At 47.1% G+C, this 24,196-nt stretch carries 14 protein-coding genes; 2 read left to right on the top strand and 12 right to left on the bottom strand.

All coding sequences use genetic code 11. From position 1 onward, the window contains the following. Positions 1–375 precede the first annotated feature (375 nt). From HPS53_RS11845 to ruvA, 6 genes are all read right to left on the bottom strand, one after another. Positions 376–1,509 carry a site-specific integrase gene (locus HPS53_RS11845; RefSeq protein WP_107031784.1) on the bottom strand — a complete coding sequence of 378 codons (1,134 nt, stop codon included), beginning with the start codon at positions 1,507–1,509 and terminating at the stop codon, positions 376–378. A gap of 140 nt (positions 1,510–1,649) precedes the next feature. Further along, positions 1,650–3,044 carry a lipopolysaccharide biosynthesis protein gene (locus tag HPS53_RS11840; protein WP_172206396.1) on the bottom strand — a complete coding sequence of 465 codons (1,395 nt, stop codon included), beginning with the start codon at positions 3,042–3,044 and terminating at the stop codon, positions 1,650–1,652. Between the two features lie 46 nt (positions 3,045–3,090). Further along, positions 3,091–3,747, bottom strand: a complete 657-nt coding sequence (locus tag HPS53_RS11835) for a hypothetical protein (RefSeq protein ID WP_216651928.1) — start codon at positions 3,745–3,747, stop codon at positions 3,091–3,093. Positions 3,748–4,171: 424 nt separating this feature from the next. Then, entirely contained in the window at positions 4,172–5,401 is a 1,230-nt protein-coding gene (locus HPS53_RS11830) for a site-specific integrase (RefSeq protein WP_172206392.1), read from the bottom strand. Positions 5,402–5,615: 214 nt separating this feature from the next. After that, a complete protein-coding gene (sprA, locus tag HPS53_RS11825; protein ID WP_172206398.1) occupies positions 5,616–13,130 on the bottom strand; it encodes a cell surface protein SprA in 7,515 nt (2,504 codons plus the stop codon). Between the two features lie 102 nt (positions 13,131–13,232). Next, a complete protein-coding gene (gene ruvA / locus HPS53_RS11820) occupies positions 13,233–13,835 on the bottom strand; it encodes a Holliday junction branch migration protein RuvA (protein ID WP_172206390.1) in 603 nt (200 codons plus the stop codon). 322 nt (positions 13,836–14,157) lie between these two features. Between ruvA and HPS53_RS11815 the strand changes: the two genes are divergently transcribed. Both HPS53_RS11815 and HPS53_RS11810 read left to right on the top strand, forming a co-directional pair. Beyond that, a complete protein-coding gene (locus HPS53_RS11815) occupies positions 14,158–15,057 on the top strand; it encodes a diaminopimelate dehydrogenase (RefSeq protein WP_104369641.1) in 900 nt (299 codons plus the stop codon). A 514-nt stretch (positions 15,058–15,571) separates the two neighbouring features. Then, the gene (locus tag HPS53_RS11810) at positions 15,572–16,993 is read left to right on the top strand and encodes a glycoside hydrolase family 28 protein (RefSeq protein WP_172206388.1); all 1,422 of its coding nucleotides are present in this window, start codon (positions 15,572–15,574) and stop codon (positions 16,991–16,993) included. A gap of 128 nt (positions 16,994–17,121) precedes the next feature. Here the strand turns inward: HPS53_RS11810 and lpdA are convergent, their stop codons facing one another. The 6 genes from lpdA to HPS53_RS11780 form a co-directional block, all read right to left on the bottom strand. Then, positions 17,122–18,462, bottom strand: a complete 1,341-nt coding sequence (gene lpdA, locus HPS53_RS11805) for a dihydrolipoyl dehydrogenase (RefSeq protein ID WP_104369639.1) — start codon at positions 18,460–18,462, stop codon at positions 17,122–17,124. 33 nt (positions 18,463–18,495) lie between these two features. Next, positions 18,496–19,893: an aminomethyl-transferring glycine dehydrogenase subunit GcvPB gene (gcvPB, locus tag HPS53_RS11800; protein WP_104369638.1), complete on the bottom strand. Its 1,398-nt coding sequence runs from the start codon at positions 19,891–19,893 to the stop codon at positions 18,496–18,498. A 24-nt stretch (positions 19,894–19,917) separates the two neighbouring features. Continuing rightward, complete coding sequence (gene gcvPA / locus HPS53_RS11795; RefSeq protein WP_104369637.1) at positions 19,918–21,231, bottom strand: aminomethyl-transferring glycine dehydrogenase subunit GcvPA; 1,314 nt, start codon at positions 21,229–21,231, stop codon at positions 19,918–19,920. A 192-nt stretch (positions 21,232–21,423) separates the two neighbouring features. Next, positions 21,424–21,801: a glycine cleavage system protein GcvH gene (gene gcvH, locus HPS53_RS11790; RefSeq protein WP_104369636.1), complete on the bottom strand. Its 378-nt coding sequence runs from the start codon at positions 21,799–21,801 to the stop codon at positions 21,424–21,426. Between the two features lie 43 nt (positions 21,802–21,844). Then, complete coding sequence (gcvT, locus tag HPS53_RS11785; RefSeq protein ID WP_104369635.1) at positions 21,845–22,966, bottom strand: glycine cleavage system aminomethyltransferase GcvT; 1,122 nt, start codon at positions 22,964–22,966, stop codon at positions 21,845–21,847. A 132-nt stretch (positions 22,967–23,098) separates the two neighbouring features. After that, positions 23,099–24,073 carry a lipoate protein ligase C-terminal domain-containing protein gene (locus tag HPS53_RS11780; protein WP_104369634.1) on the bottom strand — a complete coding sequence of 325 codons (975 nt, stop codon included), beginning with the start codon at positions 24,071–24,073 and terminating at the stop codon, positions 23,099–23,101. Positions 24,074–24,196 lie beyond the last annotated feature (123 nt).

The following is a 24,196-nucleotide window of genomic DNA, read 5'->3' as shown; positions in this document are numbered from 1 at the left end:
ATAATCTCCTTAACGGTAGCTTCGCCCTTCTCCCAAAACTTGTTCATCACCTCTTCTTCACGCTTAGTAAGTTGTTCCATCATCAAATGAAATTTAGTATATGCAAAGTTAGTCTAAATAAATTAGTCAACCAAGCACTTTGAGAATAATTATATAACATATTATTCCAACCTCGTATTTCAAGCCGTTGGTGGATATTTATCAGTTGGGCTAAATTTCCCTGTTTAGCATTTCTTGCAATAAATGCCTCCAACGACAAGTTTACTTTGGTTTTTCCCTTATAGGCACCCGGATTAAAGTAAACCTAATTCTATTTGCAATCCGATTATATGTAGATGTAAAAACAATCCTACTTTATACTTCGATTTGCATGGGTCAATCAAACAATCCGTTTACCAGATTGACCGCATCATCCTTCTTCTGATTGATGATTTTGGCGTATACCTGCGTCATCTTCACATCGGCATGGCCGAGCAATTTCGAGGTTGTATAGAGGTCTGCTCCAAGGGTCAGCATCATCGTGGCAAAAGTGTGCCGGGCGGTGTGAAATGTAAATCGCTTGTCGATTCCCGCAGCTTTTGCCCAAGGTTTGATAAGCAGGTTCATCATTGACGGGCTTGGTAAATCGAACACATGGTCGTCTGCTGTCTTTTCTCCTCGTTCCGGCATCCACTTCAAGGCTTCGGGAGAAAGCGGTAGATAAATCGGTTCTTTGGTCTTCTGCATGGACACTGCCAACCGATATTGTCCTCTATCGACGAAGACGTCTTTCCACTTCAATCCGACAATATCGCTCACACGCAATCCGCAGAAGCAGGAGAACAAATAAGCGGACTTTACAGCCTCATTATTCATCGGAGTGGTAATCAATGCCCGCACTTCCTCGATAGTCATATATGACCGTTTACTCTCCGGCAGGCGAATCTTATCCGAATTATTGATTTTGGTAAACGGATTGACCTTGATAATCTCCGCACGAACGGCTGCATTCAAAGCTCCGTTCAGGATGCGGTAGTAGGTGTGGAGTGTAAAGTTCGATACACGCTTCCCTTTGGGACGATATTCCGTCATCAGATAATCGAGGTAATCCTGACAGAATGCCTTGTCTATCCGATCCATTGTCATCCGCTCTCCTGCATAATCTTTCAAGATGCGAATAGTAACTGAGATTTGGTTTCCGTCTTTCTTCCCACGTTTTGCCTGATTCTCTTTATACGTATTCATCCAATCGAGCAAGAACACCTTTTCCCTGTTCTCGATGCCAGCTTCCCCATTCGTCAATTCAATGATGCGTTTCGACTTGATGGCATTGGCTGCGTCCATCGTAACCTGATTTCGTTTCCGGGCATTATTATCAGTTTCCGGGATGATATACATTTTGAGGTACTCGTATGTTCGCTTTCCGTCGCGGTATATATCCAGATACAGACTCTTACTTCCGTCACTCAGCGGTTTCATCCGAAGACGGATTGGTTCTTTGACCTTCGTCGGTTTCTTTACTCGTGGCATAAGCAATTCCTTTTTTTCGTTATTTCTGTTGCAAAGGTAGAAATAATAATCCAAAACAAGGAACAAATAAGAAACAAAAATGTACCGAATAAGAGCCAAACAACCGAAAACAATGAAAGCAACTGAAAAGAAATGCACACTTATAAATAGCTATAAAACAGCACATTTATTTTCATTTGTTTGGTTGTTGTTTTCATTTTAGATATGTATTCTATAAATCTGGTAAATTTATGTATACTTAATTGAATCAAAGGTTTTATTATGAATAATCGTAACAAATATGCAACAATACAGATAACTATATGTACTATAAATACAGCCCAAGGTGCCCCACCAAATTTCAAAACAATATAGGAAAGTGGTAGGATAAGAAGTAACAAACCACCTATGACTGATTGATAAACTTTTATTTTTCCTGTTGCAGACGCAGAAACCATTAATGGATTTGCAGTAGAATCAATCAATAGAATCAATATCATAATTCGTAAAAAGATAACAGTGTAATCCGGCACAATTTTCAACCACAATTTTAAAATTGTTGATGCTTCCAAAAAGATAGGAAAACATACTATAAACAATAAAAGGAATGTAAACTTACTACTCCTATAAACCAATTTATGCATCTCTTCTATTTCTCCAATGGCATACGTTTTAGTTATCTGTGGATTCAATGCCATTTGAAAATTTGCCGAGAATTGATTTATTGCATTTTGCACTTGCACACTTATTGCCCTAGCTGCATTTACGGCCGGTCCGAAAAACATATTGAGCATCATATTTACACCTTGGGTCATTAGAATAAAAGCTAAGTTTCCCCATAGATTCCATCCTGCAAATCCCAACATCTCTCGAAATAAAGTCTTCTCAAAATACCATTCGATTCTTGACTCTACAAACTGTTTTCTACAATATACAATATAGCATAAGCTGATACAAAACTGTACACCTGCCAACAAATATGCATAAAGTCTGAGCTTATCTATATTTCCAAAAACCAGCAAAGCAACTGCAATCAATTTTAAAAAAGCTTCCAATATAGAAATATAGGCAAAAGCCGACATTTTTTCATGGGCAACAATATCCGCATTGAAAGGATAACTCATGATACCGATTACGGTTGTAAATATACTGTAGTGATATACTATTATGGCATCGCTCATACGAGTCTCTGGTATCACTAATTTCTCATATAGGAACCAAAGTCCCACCGTCTCACCTAATATAACAACAAATATAGAAATGACAATATGTATATTTATACTTGTAGAAAACACTTGACACAGTCTCTCCATGTTTCCCTTCCCAAGTTCAAAGGTTATATATCGTTGAGTTGATGAAGTCATAGCACTATTGAGAAAACTGAGCATCGCCACCACACCCGCAACTACATTATATATACCATAGTCATTTACACCTAACGTATTTAGTACAACACGACTTGTGTAAAACTGTACAAGCATCATAAAAATCATGCGAAAGTACAACAATATAGTGTTCTTTGCTATGCGCTTATTATTTGACAATGTTTCTATCATTCTAATAAGACTATGTGAAACATTTTTTCCATATACATCGAAACTATTATTCCACCACCTCGAACTTCTCGCAATGAACACCGGAAATCGCCACGCTCATACCTCCGACATCCAACACTAAGTTACGATCACGGTCTATACGAATGACATATCCTTCAAGTCCTGCAAGAAATCCGGAAGTAATGCGCAGCTTGATATTGCCACCGGCATAATATCTGAACGGCTTCAATAAAAAACGCACGCGCTCCGGAGATGCATCCAATACACGCATAAACGGTTGCATGACCGTATCAGGAATGACAGCAGGGAAATGGGTGCTACAATTATTTACAAGATGATACCCTGTAAACCTGATGTCGAGATATTCCTGAAGTTTTTGTGGTATTCCTTTCAAGAATATGAGACCGCTTATGGTCGGTTTGTCTATCGTCTGAATGCCACGGGTATGCTTTTTACGATAATAAGTGACCGACTTATGAACAAAATATGTTATATTGTCTTTTTCCAACCTATCCGTAAAAGTATTAACTTTACTGTTATGAACAAACAAATATCCCCAAACATCCTGATTATCAGAGATTTTTTGTTTTAAGTCTGTTTTGGTTTTACTACATTCTTCTATTGCTGAACCGATATTTTTTACCGATCCAGAAATATCAATGCCATTTGGAATACGAACCTTTGTATGGAATACCGTGTCCATCACGTCTTAATATCAGGTTTGTTTTCGTTGGCTTATAGAATGAGAATTAAGCAATCCTGCGTCATCATTCCCACACTATTTTATGTCGTTGGCTTGTTGTCTGCGTAAGACTGGCAACAGTCTCAAACAACTTATATCTTTCACCATAACATAAAGTTTTCTTATAAATAAAGAATGCCTTTCTTATCGTCACTTGCCCGTTTTCATATAGTAAAACGAGCAATTTGCTGCAAAGATACTATTTCTTTCTCGAAATACTTGTAGTTCATATTATGTTTTTCATAAAAATCTAAATAAATTCCATTTATAATATTACCATATTTAGCAAAGCGAAATTCTCGTTTTCATGTCTTTACCTGATTATTAATGATTTATATCTAATTGCTCGTTTTACTATATGAAAACGGGCAATTAGAAAATCGTTTTATATCAATGTTATCTTGCTTATTATTTCCTTGTTTGCTTTATTTACCATTGATTTGTCGAGTGAAGCAAGATATATTTGTGTGGTTTTGTCTGAGTCGTGTCCCAATCCCTCACTGATTATAGATAACGGCACATCCATATTTCTGGCTATACTGGCCCATGAATGGCGCGCAACGTATGTGCTTAGTGGAATAGGTAGCCCAATGAGAGTTCCTATCCGCTTTAAACTGCGGTTTATCCGTTGCAGAGCCTGTTCATAAGAAAGCCTGTCTGCCAATGTCTCCCCTCTTACTATTGGGAAGAAATACGGAGAATCGTATGTCTGTCCGGCATACCTGTCCACTATGTTCTGCATTGGCTGCTCCCACTGAATGACCAGACTTTGAAACGTCTTTCGACGATTATAGGTTAGAAATCCGTTTCGCAGGTCACTCTTTCTCAAATATGCAATATCTATGAACGACATGCCGCGTGTATAAAAACTGAACATAAAGATGTCACGGGCAAAATCCAATGAAGTTTTTCCCGACAGGTCGAGGGATTGTATCATGCGGATTGTCTCTATCGGAACGGCACGCTTACAAGTCTTCCCGACAGACACATGTACTTTACGGAAAATATCATTATTCTCTGCCTGTCCATCATCCACCGCCTGCCTGTAAAGCGTCCGTAACGTGCGAAGGTAACATGCGGCTGAACTGCGTCTTAGTCCGGCATGAAGCATCCATGCCTCATATTCCTGTATCAATTCATTATCCATCCCATCAAACGCAATATCCTTTTCCTCACGAAACTTAGTGAAACACCTCAGTACATTATTATATGTCTTTGCCGTTCCATAGCATCCCATTCTGTTTTTCTTATCTATCTGTGACCTGATATAACGGAAAACACTCATGCTATTAGTTCGTTTTCTTAAAACATCCAACAGGTCTTCAAGAGTGTAATGACGAATAGTATTCTCTCTTTCATTCACTATTTCTCTCATAACATCCATATCCATGTTGATTTTCGACTGATATAATTGTAATACAGCCTTACGCTCACTATCACAACAAACACTTCCTGAGATTACAATACAAGCATGCTCTTCATCCCATTCATTCGGATAAATGCGATAAGAAGTACCCATTACTCCCGTTCTACGAAAATGATTTACCTGATAATACAATGTCCCTTCTTTGCCTGATACAGAAGAAGGACGAAACCTTAATCTTATACTTGTCATTATTCATTATGTAATTATATGTGATTACACATCAAAAATAAAACTACATATCGAGTTCTGCAAATCACGATCACAGTTATATCATCATAAACCACAATATTTGCCAAAACAGTAAATCGGAATATAAAGACATTTTCATTGCGACATAAAAAACGGCACATGCAGTTTTGTCAACCCGCATGTACCGTTTACATCATGTATACACAAAATTTACCTACCTTGTAAGCGACATTTTCAGACTGAAACCGAAATCATGTGTAGTCGTAGGATAACTGCTGCTCGCCAGTAGCGGCGTGTTGGTCTGGCGGTCGTAATATGCACTCAGTGTTATGAGCCTTGACAAAGTATAGTCTGCCATGAACGACATTTTAAATGCCGAGTTTCCGCTGCTCGCCGCGCTGGTTATAGTGGCTATGTCACGTGTGATGGAAGCCTGTTTCCTGAATGATATGTCAAGACGCATGTTCAAATCGTGATTTACTCCACCACGGACATTGGTTGTAGCAGTCTGCTTGCTCTTATTGTCCTCGGTCTTCCGTCCACGTCCACGCTGTGATTTCTTTATCTTGCGCGACGCTCCGCTGCCGAAAAGATTGAAGTTGCTTATCTTATATCCCATGCCTATTACCCAGTCCTTGCTCAACGCCTCATTTATCTGCACACTGGTCATGCTAAGGCTGAGCACTCTCGTGGTCCGGTATTCGAGCTTGCATGTAAGGTTGTTTTCAAGCGTTACATCCACTCCGAGCAATGGCGAGAAAGCCTCGTTGATGCTCACTGTACTTACGTTGTACATACTGTTTGGCACAGGGTTTCCGGTGGTCGCGTCGTTGATGAAGCCCAATCCATCCATATACTCATGGAAAGTACTGTATGTAGCGTAACTTCCCACAGCGAAAACACTTTTATATCCATGATTGACATTCACGCTCTTGAAGTGCTCATTAAACCACTTCAGTTTCGACAGACCGCTGTAACGGACAGTCCAGTTTGGCAGCATGCGCTTCAACGCCGGGAATATATCGAGCGACGAGCCGCCACTCGACGTATACGCTGACAGAAACGCCGGGATAAGCACATCTGCACTGTACTTATTCACCATTCCAATCTCCGGATTATACTGTGCGCCACCGAGATCCACCCCATTGGCATCATAGACACCGGAAGGATATGTCGTGCCTGTATAACGTGCCTGTACACGGTTGCGGAAAGACTCTATTGACTGGCAGAAACGTGTGAACGACTTAGAACTATAACCGTTGTTGGCATCGCCAATGCCTTCAAGCGCGCTCTTCAAACTGATTGTCGTCATGTTGAATGAGCCGCTTTGGGTTGTGGGCATACCGGAATACATATATTGGACACTGCGTGCCTTGTTGACTGTACGGCTGGCGTTGAGATCTATTTTAAGGTCGCGCACAGGTTCAAGTGTCATGCGTACCTGCAAATCCTCACTGCTGTTTGTCGTGGCAGGAGTGGCAACACTGTCGTTGCAGAGTAACCAACCGTTATCGTATGCTTTCTGCAAATACCCGTCGCCAACCATACCGAAAGCGAAATCGAGTCCTGGAGAAAGGACACTGCCCGTACGCTGACCGAAAGCATCACCGATATTGGGAATAAATCCCGGCAGAGCCATCGAGTACTGACTTCTATACGAGATACCTACGCTGCGCACCATCATCAGAAAGCGGGCCGCACTCTGCGCCGGACTGTACCACCACTTCTTTTCAAGAGGTTCTTTCGGGGTTACACTCAACTTTATCTTGACAGAATCGCGCCCCTTGACTATTATCTTATTGTCGTCAACCACTTTGTACTTCACCTTATAAGGTTTGCCGTCAGCGGTCTTTGCCGTCACTATAAGTCGTTTGCTCTTCTTATTGTGCGACACTGTCATTGTCGTATCAGGCACGAGCGTAAGCTCACGCTGATATGTATTCTTGTTTTTCGGCAGTTCTTTTTGCTCTTTCGTCTCCTCCTTTTTACCGTCCGTTCCTCCCTTTTTATCCTTATTGTCAGTCGTCTTCTGGGTTGCCGCCGGTTTCTTTACTTTTCTGGCAGGCTGCACTCTTGTACGCTTGTTAAACCGCTCGTTCGCCTTTTTAAGGAATGGAACGTGATTGTACAGCGTCTCCATGTTAAACGTAGAATTGATGTTGAGATTGCGGTTGTTCGATATTGTGTTTCCAAGAGACGTTCCGTCGTCAAGTTCCGTACCTCTTATCCACGAATAAGTAGCCGTATATGATGCATCGGCATTGAGCCAATCAAATATCGGCAACTTGTTGAGCGGCAATTGATAAGATGCCGTGAACGACTGCTGGTAATCAAGCGGCGTACCAAGATTTCTTATACTGTGCCTCACAGAGTCTTTCCACGCCTGATAACGCTCGGGATAAAGGTCCTTGTTTACCGGAGTATAAGGCTCTTCTATCTGTGCATGTGTAGCCGACTGGAAGTTCATGTGCAGATTTTTCGTCAAATCCCACCTCAAAGAGAATTCCCGGTTCCACAAGAACTGCTCGCTGAACGTCAGCGGAAGTTTTGAGCCTTCGATACTTTCGAGGTCCCTCTCCTGCAACTCATAGTAATTACGTATCATCTCACTGTTGAACGAAACACTTTGGGGCAGGTAATTTATGCCTATGGCTTTGGGGAAATTTAGCCATTTGCTCTTTCCCTTCAATTTCTTGAATGGCTCATACGGTTTATATACTGGGGTGTAATTATAGTTCACAGAGCCTCTCCATTGGTCTTCTTTCTCATATATCGTCGTCTCGCCCGATGTGTATCTGTGCGAATGACTGTAACTGAAAGAGAAGTTTGCCGGGTCATACGGCATGGGATGACGCTTTGTCTTGATACCCACACGAACGTTCGACAACGAGAAGTTGGTGTTCGTCGTTTTCGTAACAGCTATCGATTCTATCGAGTCACGCTCATGCTTGTCAGCGGTTGCCTCGAGAGCGTCATCCAGCAGCATATCGGTATCGAGCGGGTTATACTTCGGCCTTGTCTCTTCCTTAGTCACTGAATAGTATAACGGCGCAGTGACCTTTGCCTTGTCAGGGAAAAACTTACCCAGTTCAAGATTGGCCGTGAGGCTGTATGTCTTATAATCGTCGGTAGATCGCTGCGCCAGTCCTTCTTCTATACCACCAAACCCCTCGGTAACAATCTTGCCTGTAAGGTTCACCGTACCGAAATCCGACAGTTGCATGTTCAGCGCTCCCGATGCGGCCCAGCCTCCCTTGTTGTTGAATTCAAGCAGTCGCAGTTCGTTAACCCATACCTCTCCCGACTTCTCCGATGAGGAAATATTGCGCACACCTATCATCATTGTCTTCACCTCTCCGAGCGACGGATTTCCCATCACACTGATTTTGTTGTTAGGACGGTTCGCGTCATAATCGTAGAACACCGCCGTATACGATGCCCCACCGGCTGATTTTGCTATGTTCCGGGCTTTCTTCAAGGCAGTAAAGAGAGAAAGATCTATATCAAGCATGTTCTCTTCCGGCCACACTATGCGTCTCTCCTCAGCCGACATGCTGTACTGCCGTTCGGGAGTCAGTTTCAAAGGTATCTCATACTCATAATAGTTGTTCTTATAGTCACTGCCCAGACGAACAAAAAGCGCAAGCTGGTCATTCTGCAAATTGGTGGTGTTCTGCATGAAACTGTTGGCATGCACGAACATTTGCAACCGCTTATATTGACGCAAATCGAGATTGGTATTCTTATATACGGCCTTAGCCTCGTTCTTTGACAGGTTCTTGACGGTGAGGTTCATCGCCTGCTCGTTACTTTCCACAAGCTGCGGTTGAGACGGGTCGGTAACACGGCTGATACCCGGCGGAAGCACATAGTTCACCGGTTGCTTGTCGTTATACTCCTCTATATTCACCGCACTGACCTCAAGCGTACCGCTGTTACTCGATGCCGTGTTGCTCAGGTTCTGCTCGTACATGCGCCATTCTCCGCGAACAAGGTCAAGACTTCCGAAACGCAATATTACGGGCTTCTCAAAACCGGTAAGAAACATTCTCATGAAACGTATCGAGGTAAAGTCGTTTATCGACCCTATGCGCTCTTTATCGGCCGCATTCACCGGGATACGAAACTTATACCAGTTCACGGTCTCTTTGTTTCCATTACGCAGAGAAGCTGTATAACGGCGCACATCCGTGATATAATTCTGTCCTATATTGTTCTCGTTTATGTCTTCCGGGCGTATACTTACCTTATACTGATAATACCGCTCATATTCGTTCAGCGTATAATCCTGGTTTATATCCTCAACGTCCGGCATCGTCTTATACGATGTGTCGTAACTCTCGTTGTTCCCGTCGTTGTCGGGCGAGTTTCCTTGCTGGTTGTTTATGCGCTTGTATCGCTCGAGAATAGATGCTTTACGGCCATCGAGGTCGCTGCCTCTGAAATAATGATAATCATCATTTGCCGGATCGTCTGTCCACGCTTTACGCACACTGTCGTTTGCCAATGTTCCAACAAAGGTATTGAAATCGGCATACGGAGCGAAGTTCCGTTCCTCCTCATCATTAAGTCCGTTGAGACCTACATCCTGCAAAGCGCGTGAACCCGGTGTAGTGGCAAAAGCATAAGTCTGTGTGGCCTGCACAGGTATCTTTCCCCACTGCGTTGTGGTGAAACTGCCGGATCCGTCCACCGGCATACCGCTTTCATAGAATTTCTTGCCGTCTCGCAACACATCCTCGCTTACCTCACCAAGATTTATATACAGATCTCCGCCATGCGATGAGGCATCTCCGTTTATACGGGAATATATGAAAGGGTCGAGCAGCCAGAACTCTATATACTCGATGTTGGCGGCTTCAAAATCATTGGTATCGAGCTTGCGCATCATACCGCCCCATTTTGCCATCGGGTTCTGCACCGTTCCATCGGGATTGACCGCCGTAGAGAAATTATACGGTCCGCGTTCATTGGGGTAATATGCAAGATTGAGAATTGGAAGAGTGGATGTGGCTCCGTTGTATGAACTCTGATCACGGTTCGGATAAAGCTCGCTTACATAGACCTCACGCACATAATGGTTTGACAGTTGGTTTAGATCGCTCTTGATATGGGCCGGCGTCAGAGAACTGCTGCGGTACGTGAACAAAGGATCAATGGTATACCATGCAAGCAACGAACGGTTGAACCCGCTTGTAAGGCCCGTCTTGTCGCTATGTTCCGGGAAAAGTGAAGGTACACTCGACAATACCCACGACTTCGGCTCAGATACGTCTATGCCGTTCTTCGTGTTCTCGAAATCGTCTATATACGACGCATTGTCCTGCGTACCGCCTGCCTGTCCGGCAATGAGTTGCGCAAACTCACCTGTAAACGATATTTGCGACGGTTGCGTGCAGTGCAGGAAAGGTATCTTGTCGAGCATGTTGGTGAGCCACTGGCTCTCCTTTTTCCAGTTGAGATTAAATCCCCACAGAATATTATTCAGCGGTTCCGAACCCATTGTCACTTTCGACGTGAGGGTCTGTTCGGAAAGCCGTTGGAACGTTCCGCCTATCTGGAAATCTTTCGTTATGTCATATTCCCAGTTCAGCCCGAACATTGTCTTGCGCTGCATGCCATAGTCTGTGTTACTTTCAAGACTTACATTTACCGACGTTCCGGCATCGATGATGCTCTGGTTGAGTATCGTCACCTCACCGGCAGAGTAGTCGACGGTGTAGTCGGCACCTTCCGTGAGCACCACTCCACCGGCCGTCACCACCACCGATCCCTGCGGAACATTATACGCCCCGAGCGAAATCACGTTTGCCGACGTTCCTTTGTACTGTCCCATCAGCACGTATTTGTTTTTCTCCGCTATCTGTCTCGCAGCTGTCTTAGTGGTGTCATACAGTTCCGTAAACGCATATTTGTCTGCCGTGGCGGCCGGGACTCCAGCACTTATAAGATATGTGCGCAGATAACTTCCGAACGGTTCGGCTGCAGGAAAGAACACACGGCCGTTGCTCACCGTATATCCTTCTACAAAGTCGAAGTATCCGTTTGAGTGCGGTTTGTTGTTATTATCGAGCCGGTCAGCGCCCAGTACCTTGATAAGAGTCTTGTCCTTTACCTGCTGTTCGGGGATATACGTCAGATATACTCCCGATGTGTCGCTCTGATATTTGATGTCAAGACGGAATTTGGTCTTCTCAACCGTAGAAGCAAGAAAGTATACGTTTTTCATCATCAGCCGCCAGTTTCCCATCATCGGATTGTTGCTTGTGTTTTTAAGCGACTTCACAAAGATGGCCTCGCCGGTGTTTGTATTGTCCGAGGCGAACTCTCCCACCTGAAATGTCTGTCCGTTGAGAGTGTATTCATATGCCACGGCGAGCACTTGATCCGTTTGCAGCGTTGTCTTTAATGATATATATCCGAGGGCGGTGTTCACCGTATACTCGGAAGGTGACAGCAAGCGGGCGCTCTGCACCTTCTCATAGTCCACTCCGCCCACAAATCCCCCTATGGCATCGAGCACTGTATTGGTCTGGTCTATGTCTCTTGCCGCAACATAATCATGTGTCATGGCGTAGTATTCCGTATTGGCTCCGTTTGACGGCGCCACGTCTCCCGCACCACCCCACAGTGGATTTTTCACGTTACGTCCCTCTCCAAGATCTGTCAGTGCCACGATGTTTCGAGTATTGCTCGTGGTTCCCGTCTTGTTGGTTGCCCACACTTCGACACGCGTTATCTTCACTCCGGTAGTGATGTTGGGCAGTGTAGACATGGCTTTGTCATACCGTTCACGGAAATAATGTCCGAGGAAGAAGTGGCGGTTTTCCTCATAGTTAGCCACGTTTATCTCAAAAGGAGTGAGTTGCGTGCCTCCGCGAGACGATACGCTTTTGGTCGTTGAGTTTTTCTGCGACAGCACCGTCTGTAATTTCAACTTTCCGAACTGCATGTCCGTACGCACTCCGAAAAGTGAGCTTGCTCCCTTGATAAGAGACGAGTTGGACGGGAAATTCACATTTCCTGCCTCTACCAACTTTATAATCTCGTCTTCCTTACCCTCATATCTCAGCTTGATGTTCTTAGAGTCGAAGTCAAATGTGGCGTCAGTATTGTAGTTCAGGTTCATGTTTACCTTGTCTCCCACCTTACCGTTAAGACTGAGGTTTATCTTCTCGTCGAAGTCAAAAGCCTTTGTCTTGCGATTTCTTATCGGCAACGACGGGTTGTCAATGCTCTTGAAATTAGCTCCCACTTTAAGTTCAGCCGTTCCTTGCGTCTTTATGCGCACTCCGCCCGGGCCGAAAATCTTCTCGGCCGGCCCCAACTCGAATTTCATATCAGAGAAAGAGAACTTCTCCTTGCCTTTTGCCGCTACATTCTCTGCGTCTTTCTTGCGGAAGAACTCCTGCATGGCACGCCTCTCGCTCCATCGGCGATACTCCTCGGGAGTCATCAGCACAGGCGTGTTCAGATATGAGTCGCCTATCTTGGAGCCCACAAAATACAGATCGAGCGAATCGTCGTATATCACTTCCTGCCTTATGTTGTCGGGCATCTTCAAGTCGAGTGCGGACGAATCGAGATCAGCGACAAGCATCGGAGCCGTTTTCTTTATCTTCCACCGCGGATGCAACAATGAATCGGGAATGGCCTCATCCTCGACAATCAGCTTGGGCTGCGCCTTGGGCGCAGGCTTCCTTGCCCCCGTCTTGTCGTCCTGCGGCATGGCTATCGCACCTATACCGAACAGGGCCGTAAGTATATAGAACGCTATTTTACGCCTGTTAAGTCTCACGTTACTGTCGCTCGCTATTCCGGTTTACAATCATTATTTTATCTGTTTCAAAGCCAGCTTGACCACCATCTCCACCGGAGCGTCAGGGTTGGCTTCGAGTATTTGCAGCACCACTTTCTGCGATGGCGCAGGTGCGAAACCAAGCATCGTGAGTGCACCAACAGCCTCATCTTTCACCTTATTGTCAACAGGAGCCGTAACGGTGCCGCCCACAGGTATTTCACCCGTGATACCGAGAGCCACTATCTTGTCGCGCAAATCCACTATGATGCGCTGTGCCGTCTTAAGACCTATTCCTTTCACGGATTTAATCATCCGCTCATTGCCCGTGGATATGCTGTCACACAGTTCCGAAGGACTTAGTGACGAGAGCACCATGCGGGCGGTATTGGCCCCCACACCGGACACGCTGATAAGCAACTCGAACAGCTCACGCTCTTTCTTCGTGGCAAACCCGTAAAGCACGTGGGCATCCTCACGTATGGCTTCATACACATATAACTTAACATCGTGCTTGCCCTGAATGGCACTATAAGTATTGAGAGAGATACTCAGACCGTATCCCACCCCGCCCGTCTCAATAGTGGCAAGAGCGGGGCTAAGCTCTGTAAGCTCGCCTTTGATGTATTCTATCATTATTATAATTTTACGTATATATACATTTCTTTAAACGACATCACCCGTCTTTTTATTGTATCGCCATACAGCGAAAGTTGGAAAAGAGACTTTAAAGAGCGCAAAAAGCCTTTATACCGACCACGCAAGCCAACAGTTCGGATGTGAAAGCAATAAGACTATTATAAACACGAATTATAACAGAAACACCATGCAACAGCAACAAATTAAAACAAAACAATCCACACCTTTATTTTTAAGTGCTTATTTATTACGGTTTTTGCGGTAAAATACATATTTTTGCACAGTAAAAGAAGTATAAACATCAAACAACAATACGAACATGAAAAAGATAAGAGCGGCCGTGGTAGGCTACGGCAACATCGGACAATACACAGTACAGGCAATAGAGGCTTCGGAAGATTTTGAACTGGCAGGCGTAGTACGCCGTAACGGGGCTGAGAACAAACCGGCCGAACTGGCAAACTACGATGTGGTCAAAGATATCACAGAATTAAAAGACGTAGATGTAGCGATACTTGCTACCCCGACACGCAGTTGTGAGGAATATGCAAAAAAGATATTACCGTTAGGAATAAACACGGTAGACAGTTTCGACATACACGGAGGCATCGTAGAGTACCGCGCCAATCTCATGGAAGTGTGCAGACAGAATGGCACTGTGGCTGTAATTGCCGCCGGATGGGATCCGGGCTCAGACTCAATCGTGCGCACACTGATGCAAAGTCTCGCACCGAAAGGATTGTCGTATACCAATTTCGGCCCGGGCATGTCCATGGGACACAGTGTCTGCGTGCGCTCGAAAGAAGGTGTCAGGAACGCCCTTTCAATGACCATTCCGCTCGGCGAGGGTATACACCGCCGTATGGTATACGTTGAACTCGAGGATGGCGCAAGCCTCGACGAGGTGACAAAGGCAATCAAGGCCGACCCGTATTTCGCCAGCGACGAGACACACGTTTTCGCTGTTGAGTCGGTAGACGCTGTACGCGACATGGGACACGGCGTGCACCTCGTGCGCAAGGGTGTCAGCGGAACCACACAAAATCAGCGTTTCGAGTTCAACATGAGCATCAACAACCCCGCACTGACAGCTCAAGTACTTGTCAACGTAGCCCGCGCGTCGCTTAGACAACAGCCCGGATGCTATACGATGATAGAACTTCCTGTGGTAGACATGTTGCCCGGAAGCCGCGAGGAGCTCATCGCACATCTGGTATAAAAAGAGGATAAAATTGAGGCCAAGACGCTGTCTATTTATATTAAAGCAGTCGCAGAAATATCTCTGCGACTGCTTTATATTTTTCTGTAATTATAATTTATCCATAATGAAATGACTGCGCTCTGTTTAGTTTATTATGGTCATTATACAATGGAGCTTAAAATCCATGTCATGACATAGATTTCAACAACAAACTTGTACAATTACAGATTGTTTATAAAAGCAAAAAAAGATAATGTTATACGATTTATCATATTTTTTAATTAAGTTTGCAGCGAATTGCAAACCGACGACCTACAGGTCAAAAACAACAGATGCCGTAATCCCCAAAGCATATCGGCAGTAATATAAGGCATATTAAGAACTCACATAAGAAAACGTCCGGCGGATAATTAAAAAATCCATTCATCCACAAAAGGACATTGCCCATCTTTCGAAAAAACAGAAACCATCAACAAACAGGCTGCACGGCCTCAAACGGAATACGAAACAAATCATAAAACAAAAAAAGACAATGAAAAAGAAAAAAGCATTAATAACAGGACTGATGGCGCTATCCCTCATGTTCTCTTCTCCGGCTATGGCCGACTACGGAAAGTATTACCGGAACCTACCGGTGAAAGTAAACCAAGTAGCCGAGTTCACCATACCTTCAAATACGGTGAGTATCAAGGATTTCGGCGGTGTGGGCGACGGCGTGGCACTGAACACGGAGGCTTTCGCCAAAGCCATTGACGCGCTGGCGGCAAAAGGTGGCGGGCACCTGACCGTGCCGCAGGGCATCTGGCTGACAGGTCCCATTGCACTGAAAAGCAACATTGACCTGCATATAGAGAAGAACGCAATCATATATTTCTCACCGGACAAGACACTTTACATAGACAAGAACCCTAAAGCGGGACGTGTGCTGCCATGCATAGGAGCCACACGGTGCAAGAACATAAGCATCACGGGCGAGGGAATTATAGACGGTAACGGAGCACAGTGGCGGCCGGTAAAGCGCGGCAAGGTGAGCGATACGGAGTGGAAGCGGTTTAAGGCCATGGGCGGTGTGGAGCGCCAGAACGGCAGCCTGTGGTATCCGTGGGACATGAAGTCTGGCTATGCGAACATAGCCGACACACCCGAGAAGCAGGAAAGCAAGCGTAACGACATCTTCAGGATTAACCACTGCGAGAACGTGATGCTGAAAGGAGTGACAATACAGAACTCACCGAAATTTCACGTACATCCGTTCAACAGCCGCAACATAATCATTGACGGCATCACGGTGCGCTGTCCGTGGAATGCGCAGAACGGCGATGCCATAGACTTGAGCGACTGTCACCGGGCACTGATAGTCAACTGCACGGTGGATGCAGGCGACGACGGATTATGCATGAAAAGCGGCGACTATAAAGATGGCGCGCTCGTGAACGGTTGCGAGGACATAGTGATAGAAAACAACACGGTGTTTAACGCCCACGGCGGATTTGTGATCGGCAGCGAGGACATTTGCGGAATGAAGCGTATCGTAGTACGTAACTGCCGGTTCGCCGGCACGGAAACGGGCCTGCGGTTCAAGAGCGGAATAGGCCGTGGCGGTAAGACGGAAGACATATATATAAGCAACATCGTAATGACCGACATCACAGGCGAGGGAATAATATTCCAATGCGACTACGTGAACCGGCCGGCCGGAGCGAAAGACGACGGCAAGGCAAGTCATCAGAAATTAGAAAAAGTGCCTGAATTTACCGACATCCATATATCTGACATTATATGCCGAGGTGCCAAGACGGCAATAGCGGCTAAAGGTATCGAGGGTCTGGACTGCGTACACGGCATAACGATAGACAACAGCACATTCGTATACGACAAGACGGGGCTGGACATCGACGAAAAAACCGCCCAACTGAAGCTCACGGGAGTAAGACTGGTTGAAAACAAAAAGTAAAACGATAAAAACGGCTTTGCAAATAAACCGACATGGCTTTCTCGACATTTGAGAAAGCCATGTCGGTTTTTCGTAAAAATGAAGTACGTTTTCAAATAACGGACAGTTTCCACACCACGAAACCACTATCAACCCTGTGCGTTCGCCGCCGCTTCCTGCAACATCTCATTCACGGTGGGGTGAGCGTGGATTATATATTTAAGCTGTTCGAGAGTGGTGTCGCGGCACATAAGCGCGCCTATCTCCTGTACCATGTCGGCCGAATGGGCTCCGAAAGCATGACAACCGATTATGCGTCCGCCGCTGTCGGCAATCAGTTTGAGCATGCCGTCCGGCTCGTTCATGGCCAGCGCCTTTCCGTTGGCACGGTGATAAGCCTTACGGCATACGTATGAAAGTCCTTGTTCCTTGCAGTAATCCTCACTGACACCAACGCTTGCAGCCTCTGGATTGGTGAACACGGCAGACGGCATGATGTCGAAACGTATGCTGTCCGACAGCCCGAGAATGGCATTTACAGCCCTGATACCCTGCATCGTGGCGGCATGTGCCAGCATACAGCGGCTGTTCACGTCGCCGACGGCATATATCCCGTGGATGTTTGTCGTCATGTTGTCGTCTGTCGGTATTCCGTGCTGACTGTATTGCACACCCGCCGCTTCGAGATAAAGTCCCTCTACATTCGGCTGCCGGCCGGTGGCTATCAGTATCTCATCGGCCTCCACGGTCTGAGCCTTGCCCTTGCGTTCGAAAGTGACAATGCCCTTGGCTACCGATGTGACCGCCGACTGCATGAAAAACTTCACTCCCTTGCGGGCTACGGCCTTGCGGAGCCGCCCCGCCACATCGCTGTCTATCATAGGAAGACACTCTTTCAGATACTCGACAACAGTCACCTCACTGCCGAAAGAGGCGAAAACAGACGCAAATTCCATGCCTATCACACCAGCACCGACTATACACAGCCTGGCAGGGATACGGTCTACGGCAAGCAACCCGTCGGACGTAATCACAGCATCGGCATCGAGCGACGGTATGGCCGGCATTTTGGGACGCGCCCCAGTGGCTATAATAATATTGTCGGCCATATACTCTTCATTGCCGACTGCCACGGTATGTGAGTCATTGAAACACCCCCGGCCGCGGACAAACGTTATCCCCGGCTTCGCCATCAGATACTCGACACCTGCACGCAACTGCTCCACAACTTTGGCCTGACGCTCCTTTACAAGGCCGAAATCAATGTCGTATGCCATGTTGGCAAACCCAAGCGCCTCGGCATCGCGCAGGGAATCTATAAGTTCGGCGTTGCGGCAGAGCGCCTTCGTGGGTATACAGCCCCGGTTAAGACATGTCCCTCCGGCCTCATTCTCCTCTATCACGACCACTTGCAGACCATGAGCGGCTGCGTATTCGGCGGCCCGGTATCCTCCCGGGCCGCTGCCTATGATTATCAAATCTGTCTTCATAGCTGAAATATTTGCGTGTGTACGTGTTTCACTCTATGCTCCGGAACACATTTGCCGGTAGGTGACTACAGGATGCTTGGCTGCCAGCACGTCATCGACACGACCTATCGGAGTGCTGTGCGGAGCGGTCTTTACCACATCGGGGGTCTCCCGTGCCTCCACGGCTATACGACGCATCACATCTATGAACCCGTCCATCGTCTCCTTGCTTTCGCTCTCCGTAGGCTCTATCATGAGGCTTTCATGAAACAATAACGGGAAATAAATCGTCGGGGCATGGTATCCGTAGTCAAGCAAGCGCTTGGCAATGTCCATCGTCGTCACACCTGTAGACTTGTCCTTAAGGCCGTCAAACACAAATTCATGCTTACACAGGCCGTCGATGGGAAGCTCGTAATCATCCTTAAGAGATTCTTTTATATAATTGGCGTTCAGCGTGGCAAGCGGCCCAACATACTTGATGTTCTCCCGTCCGAGGCTGAGTATATAGGCGTATGCACGCATCTCTACCGCGAAGTTGCCGTGATAAGGACTCACCATCGGCATAAACTGTTCGAGACCGTGGCGCACTCCCACCGGCCCGGCACCAGGCCCGCCTCCCCCATGAGGCGTGGCGAATGTCTTGTGCAGGTTGATGTGCATCACATCGAAGCCCATATCGCCGGGCCTGCACGCACCGAGCATCGGATTGAGATTTGCCCCGTCATAATACATCAGCGCTCCGCAGTCGTGCACCAAAGCGGCAATCTCCGGAATACTCTTCTCGAAAAGCCCGAGCGTATTGGGGTTAGTCATCATCATCGCGGCTATAGTGTCATCAAGGAGACCTCTCAAATCATCTACATCGACAGTGCCGTCGGGACGGCTTTTCACCTCGACAACATCAAGACCGCACACTGATGCCGACGCCGGATTGGTGCCATGAGCGGAGTCCGGGACGATGACTTTCGTCCGCTTGACGTCTCCCCTACTCTCATGATATGCCCTAATGACCATCAGTCCGGCCAGCTCGCCGTGCGCTCCGGCATATGGCTTGAAAGTAAACGCAGCCATACCGGTGATTGCCTGCAACGCCCTCGACAGCATACCGCACAAAGCCTCCGCCCCTTTTACCGTGCCGTGTGGCTGAAGCGGATGCAGATTGGCGAACTCAGGCATTGCCGCCACCTCCTCGTCTATTGCCGGATTATATTTCATGGTACAACTACCCAACGGATAAAAACCGTTGTTCACACCAAAATTATTTGCACTATGATTGGTATAATGCCTCACAACGGTCAATTCATCGCACTCCGGCAGGCGGGCATCTTCCTTGCGCCGCATCTCCGACGGAACCTTATAGTCTCCGAAACGGTTCCTGGACAGCGAATAACCGCGTCTTCCTTCTTGGGAAAGCTCAAATATCAGGCTTCCATATAATCTGTTGTTCATATCCTAAAATGTACTTTCCTGTTGTTATACTACTTCCACAAGCCTGTCTATCTCTTCTTTTGTGCGTTTCTCGGTGACGGCAAACATGATCGTGTCGCCCGCCACCTTTACGCCTCCAAAGAAGCCGGCGGCAGTGAAACGCTCCTGCAGTGAATCGACATCGCCATCATAACGCACGCAAAACTCGTTGAAGAACGGGCGGTCATAAGCAAGAGAGAAACGTCCGGTAGCCATGAGACGGTCGCACAGATAGTGCGCTCCGGCATACGACAGCTCGGCCGCCTCACGCAGTCCTTGCCTGCCCATCACAGACATATAGACGGTGGCAAAAAGCGCCATGAGACTCTCGTTTGAGCATATATTCGACGTGGCTTTCTGCCTTCGTATATGCTGTTCGCGCGCTTGCAGGGTGAGAACGAACGCCCTCTGCCCGCGATTGTCTTTCGTAAGGCCGACAATACGGCCGGGCATCTTTCGTATCAGCCTCTCCGTGCAGCACATATAACCGACATACGGGCCTCCGAACGCCATCGGTATGCCAAGGCTCTGGCCGTCGCCGACAGCGATATCGGCTCCCCACTCACCCGGCGTTTTAAGAACGGCGAGGTCTGCCGCCACGCTGTTCATTATCAGAACCGCTTTTCCCGAATGCACAGTTTCGGCATATCCGGAATAGTCTTCCACCACACCGAAGTAGTTTGGCTGCTGCACCAGCACGCCGGCGACACCTCCGGCAGCCATCTTCCGCTCTAAATCGGCCTTGTCAGTGGCACCGTCCACGGAGTCTATCATCTCTATCCTTATACCTTTAAAATGTGCATAAGTACGCACTACGGCAAGTGTTTTCGGATCAACGGTAGACGATATGAGCACCTTATCGCACTTCTTGGCCGCGGCGACAGCCATCATCACGGCCTCAGCCGTGGCCGTAGTGCCGTCATACATGGAAGCGTTTGAAATATCCATGCCAGTAAGTTCGGCCATCATAGACTGGTATTCGAATATATAATGCAGCGTGCCTTGAGATATTTCGGCCTGATACGGGGTGTAAGACGTGAGATATTCGGAACGGCTGACAATGGCCGGCACCACGGCAGGAGTATAATGGTCATATACGCCCGCACCGGCAAAGCATGTCAGTTGCCTGTTCTGTGAACCGAGCGTGGCAAACAAACGGCGCACATCAAGCTCACTCATGGCCTCGGGCAATTCATAATCGCCTTTGAAACGTATCTCATCAGGCACCTCGGCGTAAAGCTCTTCAAGCGAAGTGACACCGATTTTGGCAAGCATATCCCGAATATCGGAGTCTGTATGAGGAAAATATTTGTAACTCATTGTTTCAGTATTTGTAACTAACAGATTGAAGATTTACAACTCATCGGCCCTGAACCGGCAGGCCATAGATCAAGGTTTTAAAATTCCTTGTCCACGCCTATCCGCTCCCGGCACCGCGATCGGCAAATCATTGCTTGATAACCTGCGGTCTATGAGCCGACGCATATCATGCCATCGGCTCATAGACCGTAATTATTCGCAAAACTCTTCGTATGCCTTTGCATCCATGAGGCTGTCGAGTTCGGCCTTATCCGACAACTCAACCTTTATTATCCAGTTCTCGTATGCATCCTTATTGAGCAACTCCGGGGTATCGTCGAGCGCCTCGTTGACCTCCACCACCGTACCGCTCACAGGCGAGTTGAGGTCGCTTGCGGCCTTGACACTCTCCACTGCACCGAACTCTTCGCCCGCCGTCACCTCGTCGTCTGCCTCAGGCATGTCCACGTAAACCACATTACCAAGCGCATGTTGCGCATAATCCGTAATGCCTATATAACCGAAACCGTCTTCCACTCTCACATATTCGTGCGACTCCGAGTAATAGAGTCCTTCAATAACTTTTGCCATATTGTTATGTTTTAAATTTATATTTTGCTTGTGATTAACCGTATTATTTCTTGTAATGCTTGTCGTAGAACTTCTTTTTCACGACCTTGCCAGGAAACGTCTTTTTGCGAATCCGTATCTCCACAGGTGTATCGAGGGCGGCGTAATCCGAATCGACGAGTGCCATGCACACGCTCTTGTCTGTCGAAATGGTGTGGTATCCGGTCGTCACCTCACCTATCCGCACACCGTCTTTGAGCACCTCATATCCGTGACGGGGTATCGCCTTGTCGGCAAGCTCTATTCCTACAATCTTTTGCCGCACGCCACCGACTTTCTGACGGAGAAGCGCTTCACGGCCGATAAACCCTTCCTTGTCGAGCTTACAGAAGAAACCGAGACCGGCCATAAGCGGCGATATGTCGGCAGAAAGCTCGTCTCCGTATAGAGGAAGCCCGACCTCGAAACGCAAAGTGTCGCGACATCCGAGTCCGCAGGGCTTGCAACGTCCGCTCGCCATCAGCTTGTCCCACTGCTCACGTATGAAACCGTGAGTGCCGTATATTTCAAAACCGTCCTCTCCGGTATATCCCGTGCGGCTTATTATGATATCAAGCGAAGACGCGGCTGTATCCGCCTCGCTTCCGTCGGCAGCCGCAATGACTTTCGATGTATAGAAAGACAGTTCTTTACAAGGCAGTCCGAGAACTTGCTCGACCACCTCTTCCGACCGAGGTCCCTGTACGGCTATCTGACCGTAATGCTCCGACATGTTGCGTATGTCGATGTCGAAACCCTCAGCCTGACGTACCATCCACTCCCAGTCCTTATCTATATTGGCGGCGTTTATCACTATGAAAAAACTGTCACCGCCCATCTTGTATACCAACAGGTCGTCCACCGTTCCGCCGTTGTCGTACAGCATCATGCCATAGAGTATCTTTCCGGCCGGCATTCCGGTAACATCGTTGGTGAAAATGCGGTTCACATAGCGTTCGGCATCAGGGCCGTCAACCATCACTTCGCCCATGTGCGACACGTCGAACACACCGCACGCCGTGCGCACGGCGTTATGCTCGTCTTTTATATCGCTGTACTGTATAGGCATGTCGAAACCTCCGAACGGACTTATCAATGCCCCGAAAGCCACATGCTTATCGTAAAGACATGTTCTTTTGTTTTCCATATAGTTGTTTTAATTAGTAGTTCCTAAATTAATTATGCAATGGCGATATACTTGTACCACCGGTCTTTCATCTCCCTTTATCGTAACCAATCTCCGAGCGCAAGCGCCGCCATACACAGTTCCGGACCTTTATCACTTTGACATCAACAGCTTGACAAGCTCTTCCCGACTCAGATTCATCACCACGTCTTCCGTATTTCGGGGAAGGGCGGCGGTCAGTTCCTCCGCTGTCAGCCTTGTTCCTATGAGCGGGGCTATTAACATTGAATCCATATCACCTGTCAGAAAATAGTCGCCCACGATGTTGACGGCCTTTATAATGTCGTTTTTCAATTCCATCCGCACCTCCATTTCGCCAACGCCCTCTATCCTGCCGCGCCGCGTCACGGTATATCTCGGGTTGTTCCCGTATATGAAATCATCCGACAGATAACCGCGTTCGATGTGTTCAACAGCCGAAACGTCGCTCTCGGTGAGCGTCACGCGGTTCTTGCACAGATTATCCCGCACGAACAGTTTGAACTCATCCATATCCATACCGATATGGTCTTTCAGCAACGCTATACGCTGACGGACACTCCGCACCCCTTTGCTCAGCAGTTTCCCGTCCGTGGGAGTGATGCTTCCCACCATGTTTTCCATGTCCGTGTCATACAGCATGGTACCGTGAACGACGCTCCGTCCCGGGAGTTTGTAGAATGCGTTGCCCGACACTTTGCGGTCGCCTATCATTATGTCATTGCGGCCGTTGGCCCTGGCATCAACTCCGAGACGGTTCAGCACCAGCACCACCATATTTATATATCGGTTGAATGTGAAGCCCACATTCTCCTCGCTCGTGATGTATGAGAACATTATGTTTTTCATATCGGCATACACGCACCCGCCTCCACTCTTGCGCCGGTATGTCCTTATGCCCCGGTTGCGGCAGAATTCGAGATTGACCTCGTTCTCTATCAACTGATTACGGCCGAAAATAACACTCGGTTCCACCTGCCACATGAAGAAGAAGTCACGCTCATCCATGTGCCGTGCCACATATTCCTCCATCGCCAGATAGAAAGAAAGCCTCCTCACCCTATCGTCGGGCAACTCCACGTATATCATGATTCCACAGTCATCAGGTTATTCCGCCATAAACAACGGTTATGCAAATATATGAAGAAAATATGTAAAATCCAATATTAATGTGATTTTTTTCAAAACAAAAAACGGGTCGCCGCATGTCAA

The sequence above is a fragment of the Prevotella sp. PTAC genome, assembly GCF_013166535.1.
Classification (GTDB): Bacteria; Bacteroidota; Bacteroidia; order Bacteroidales; family Bacteroidaceae; genus Prevotella.
This window is presented reverse-complemented; position numbering and strand designations above follow the sequence as displayed.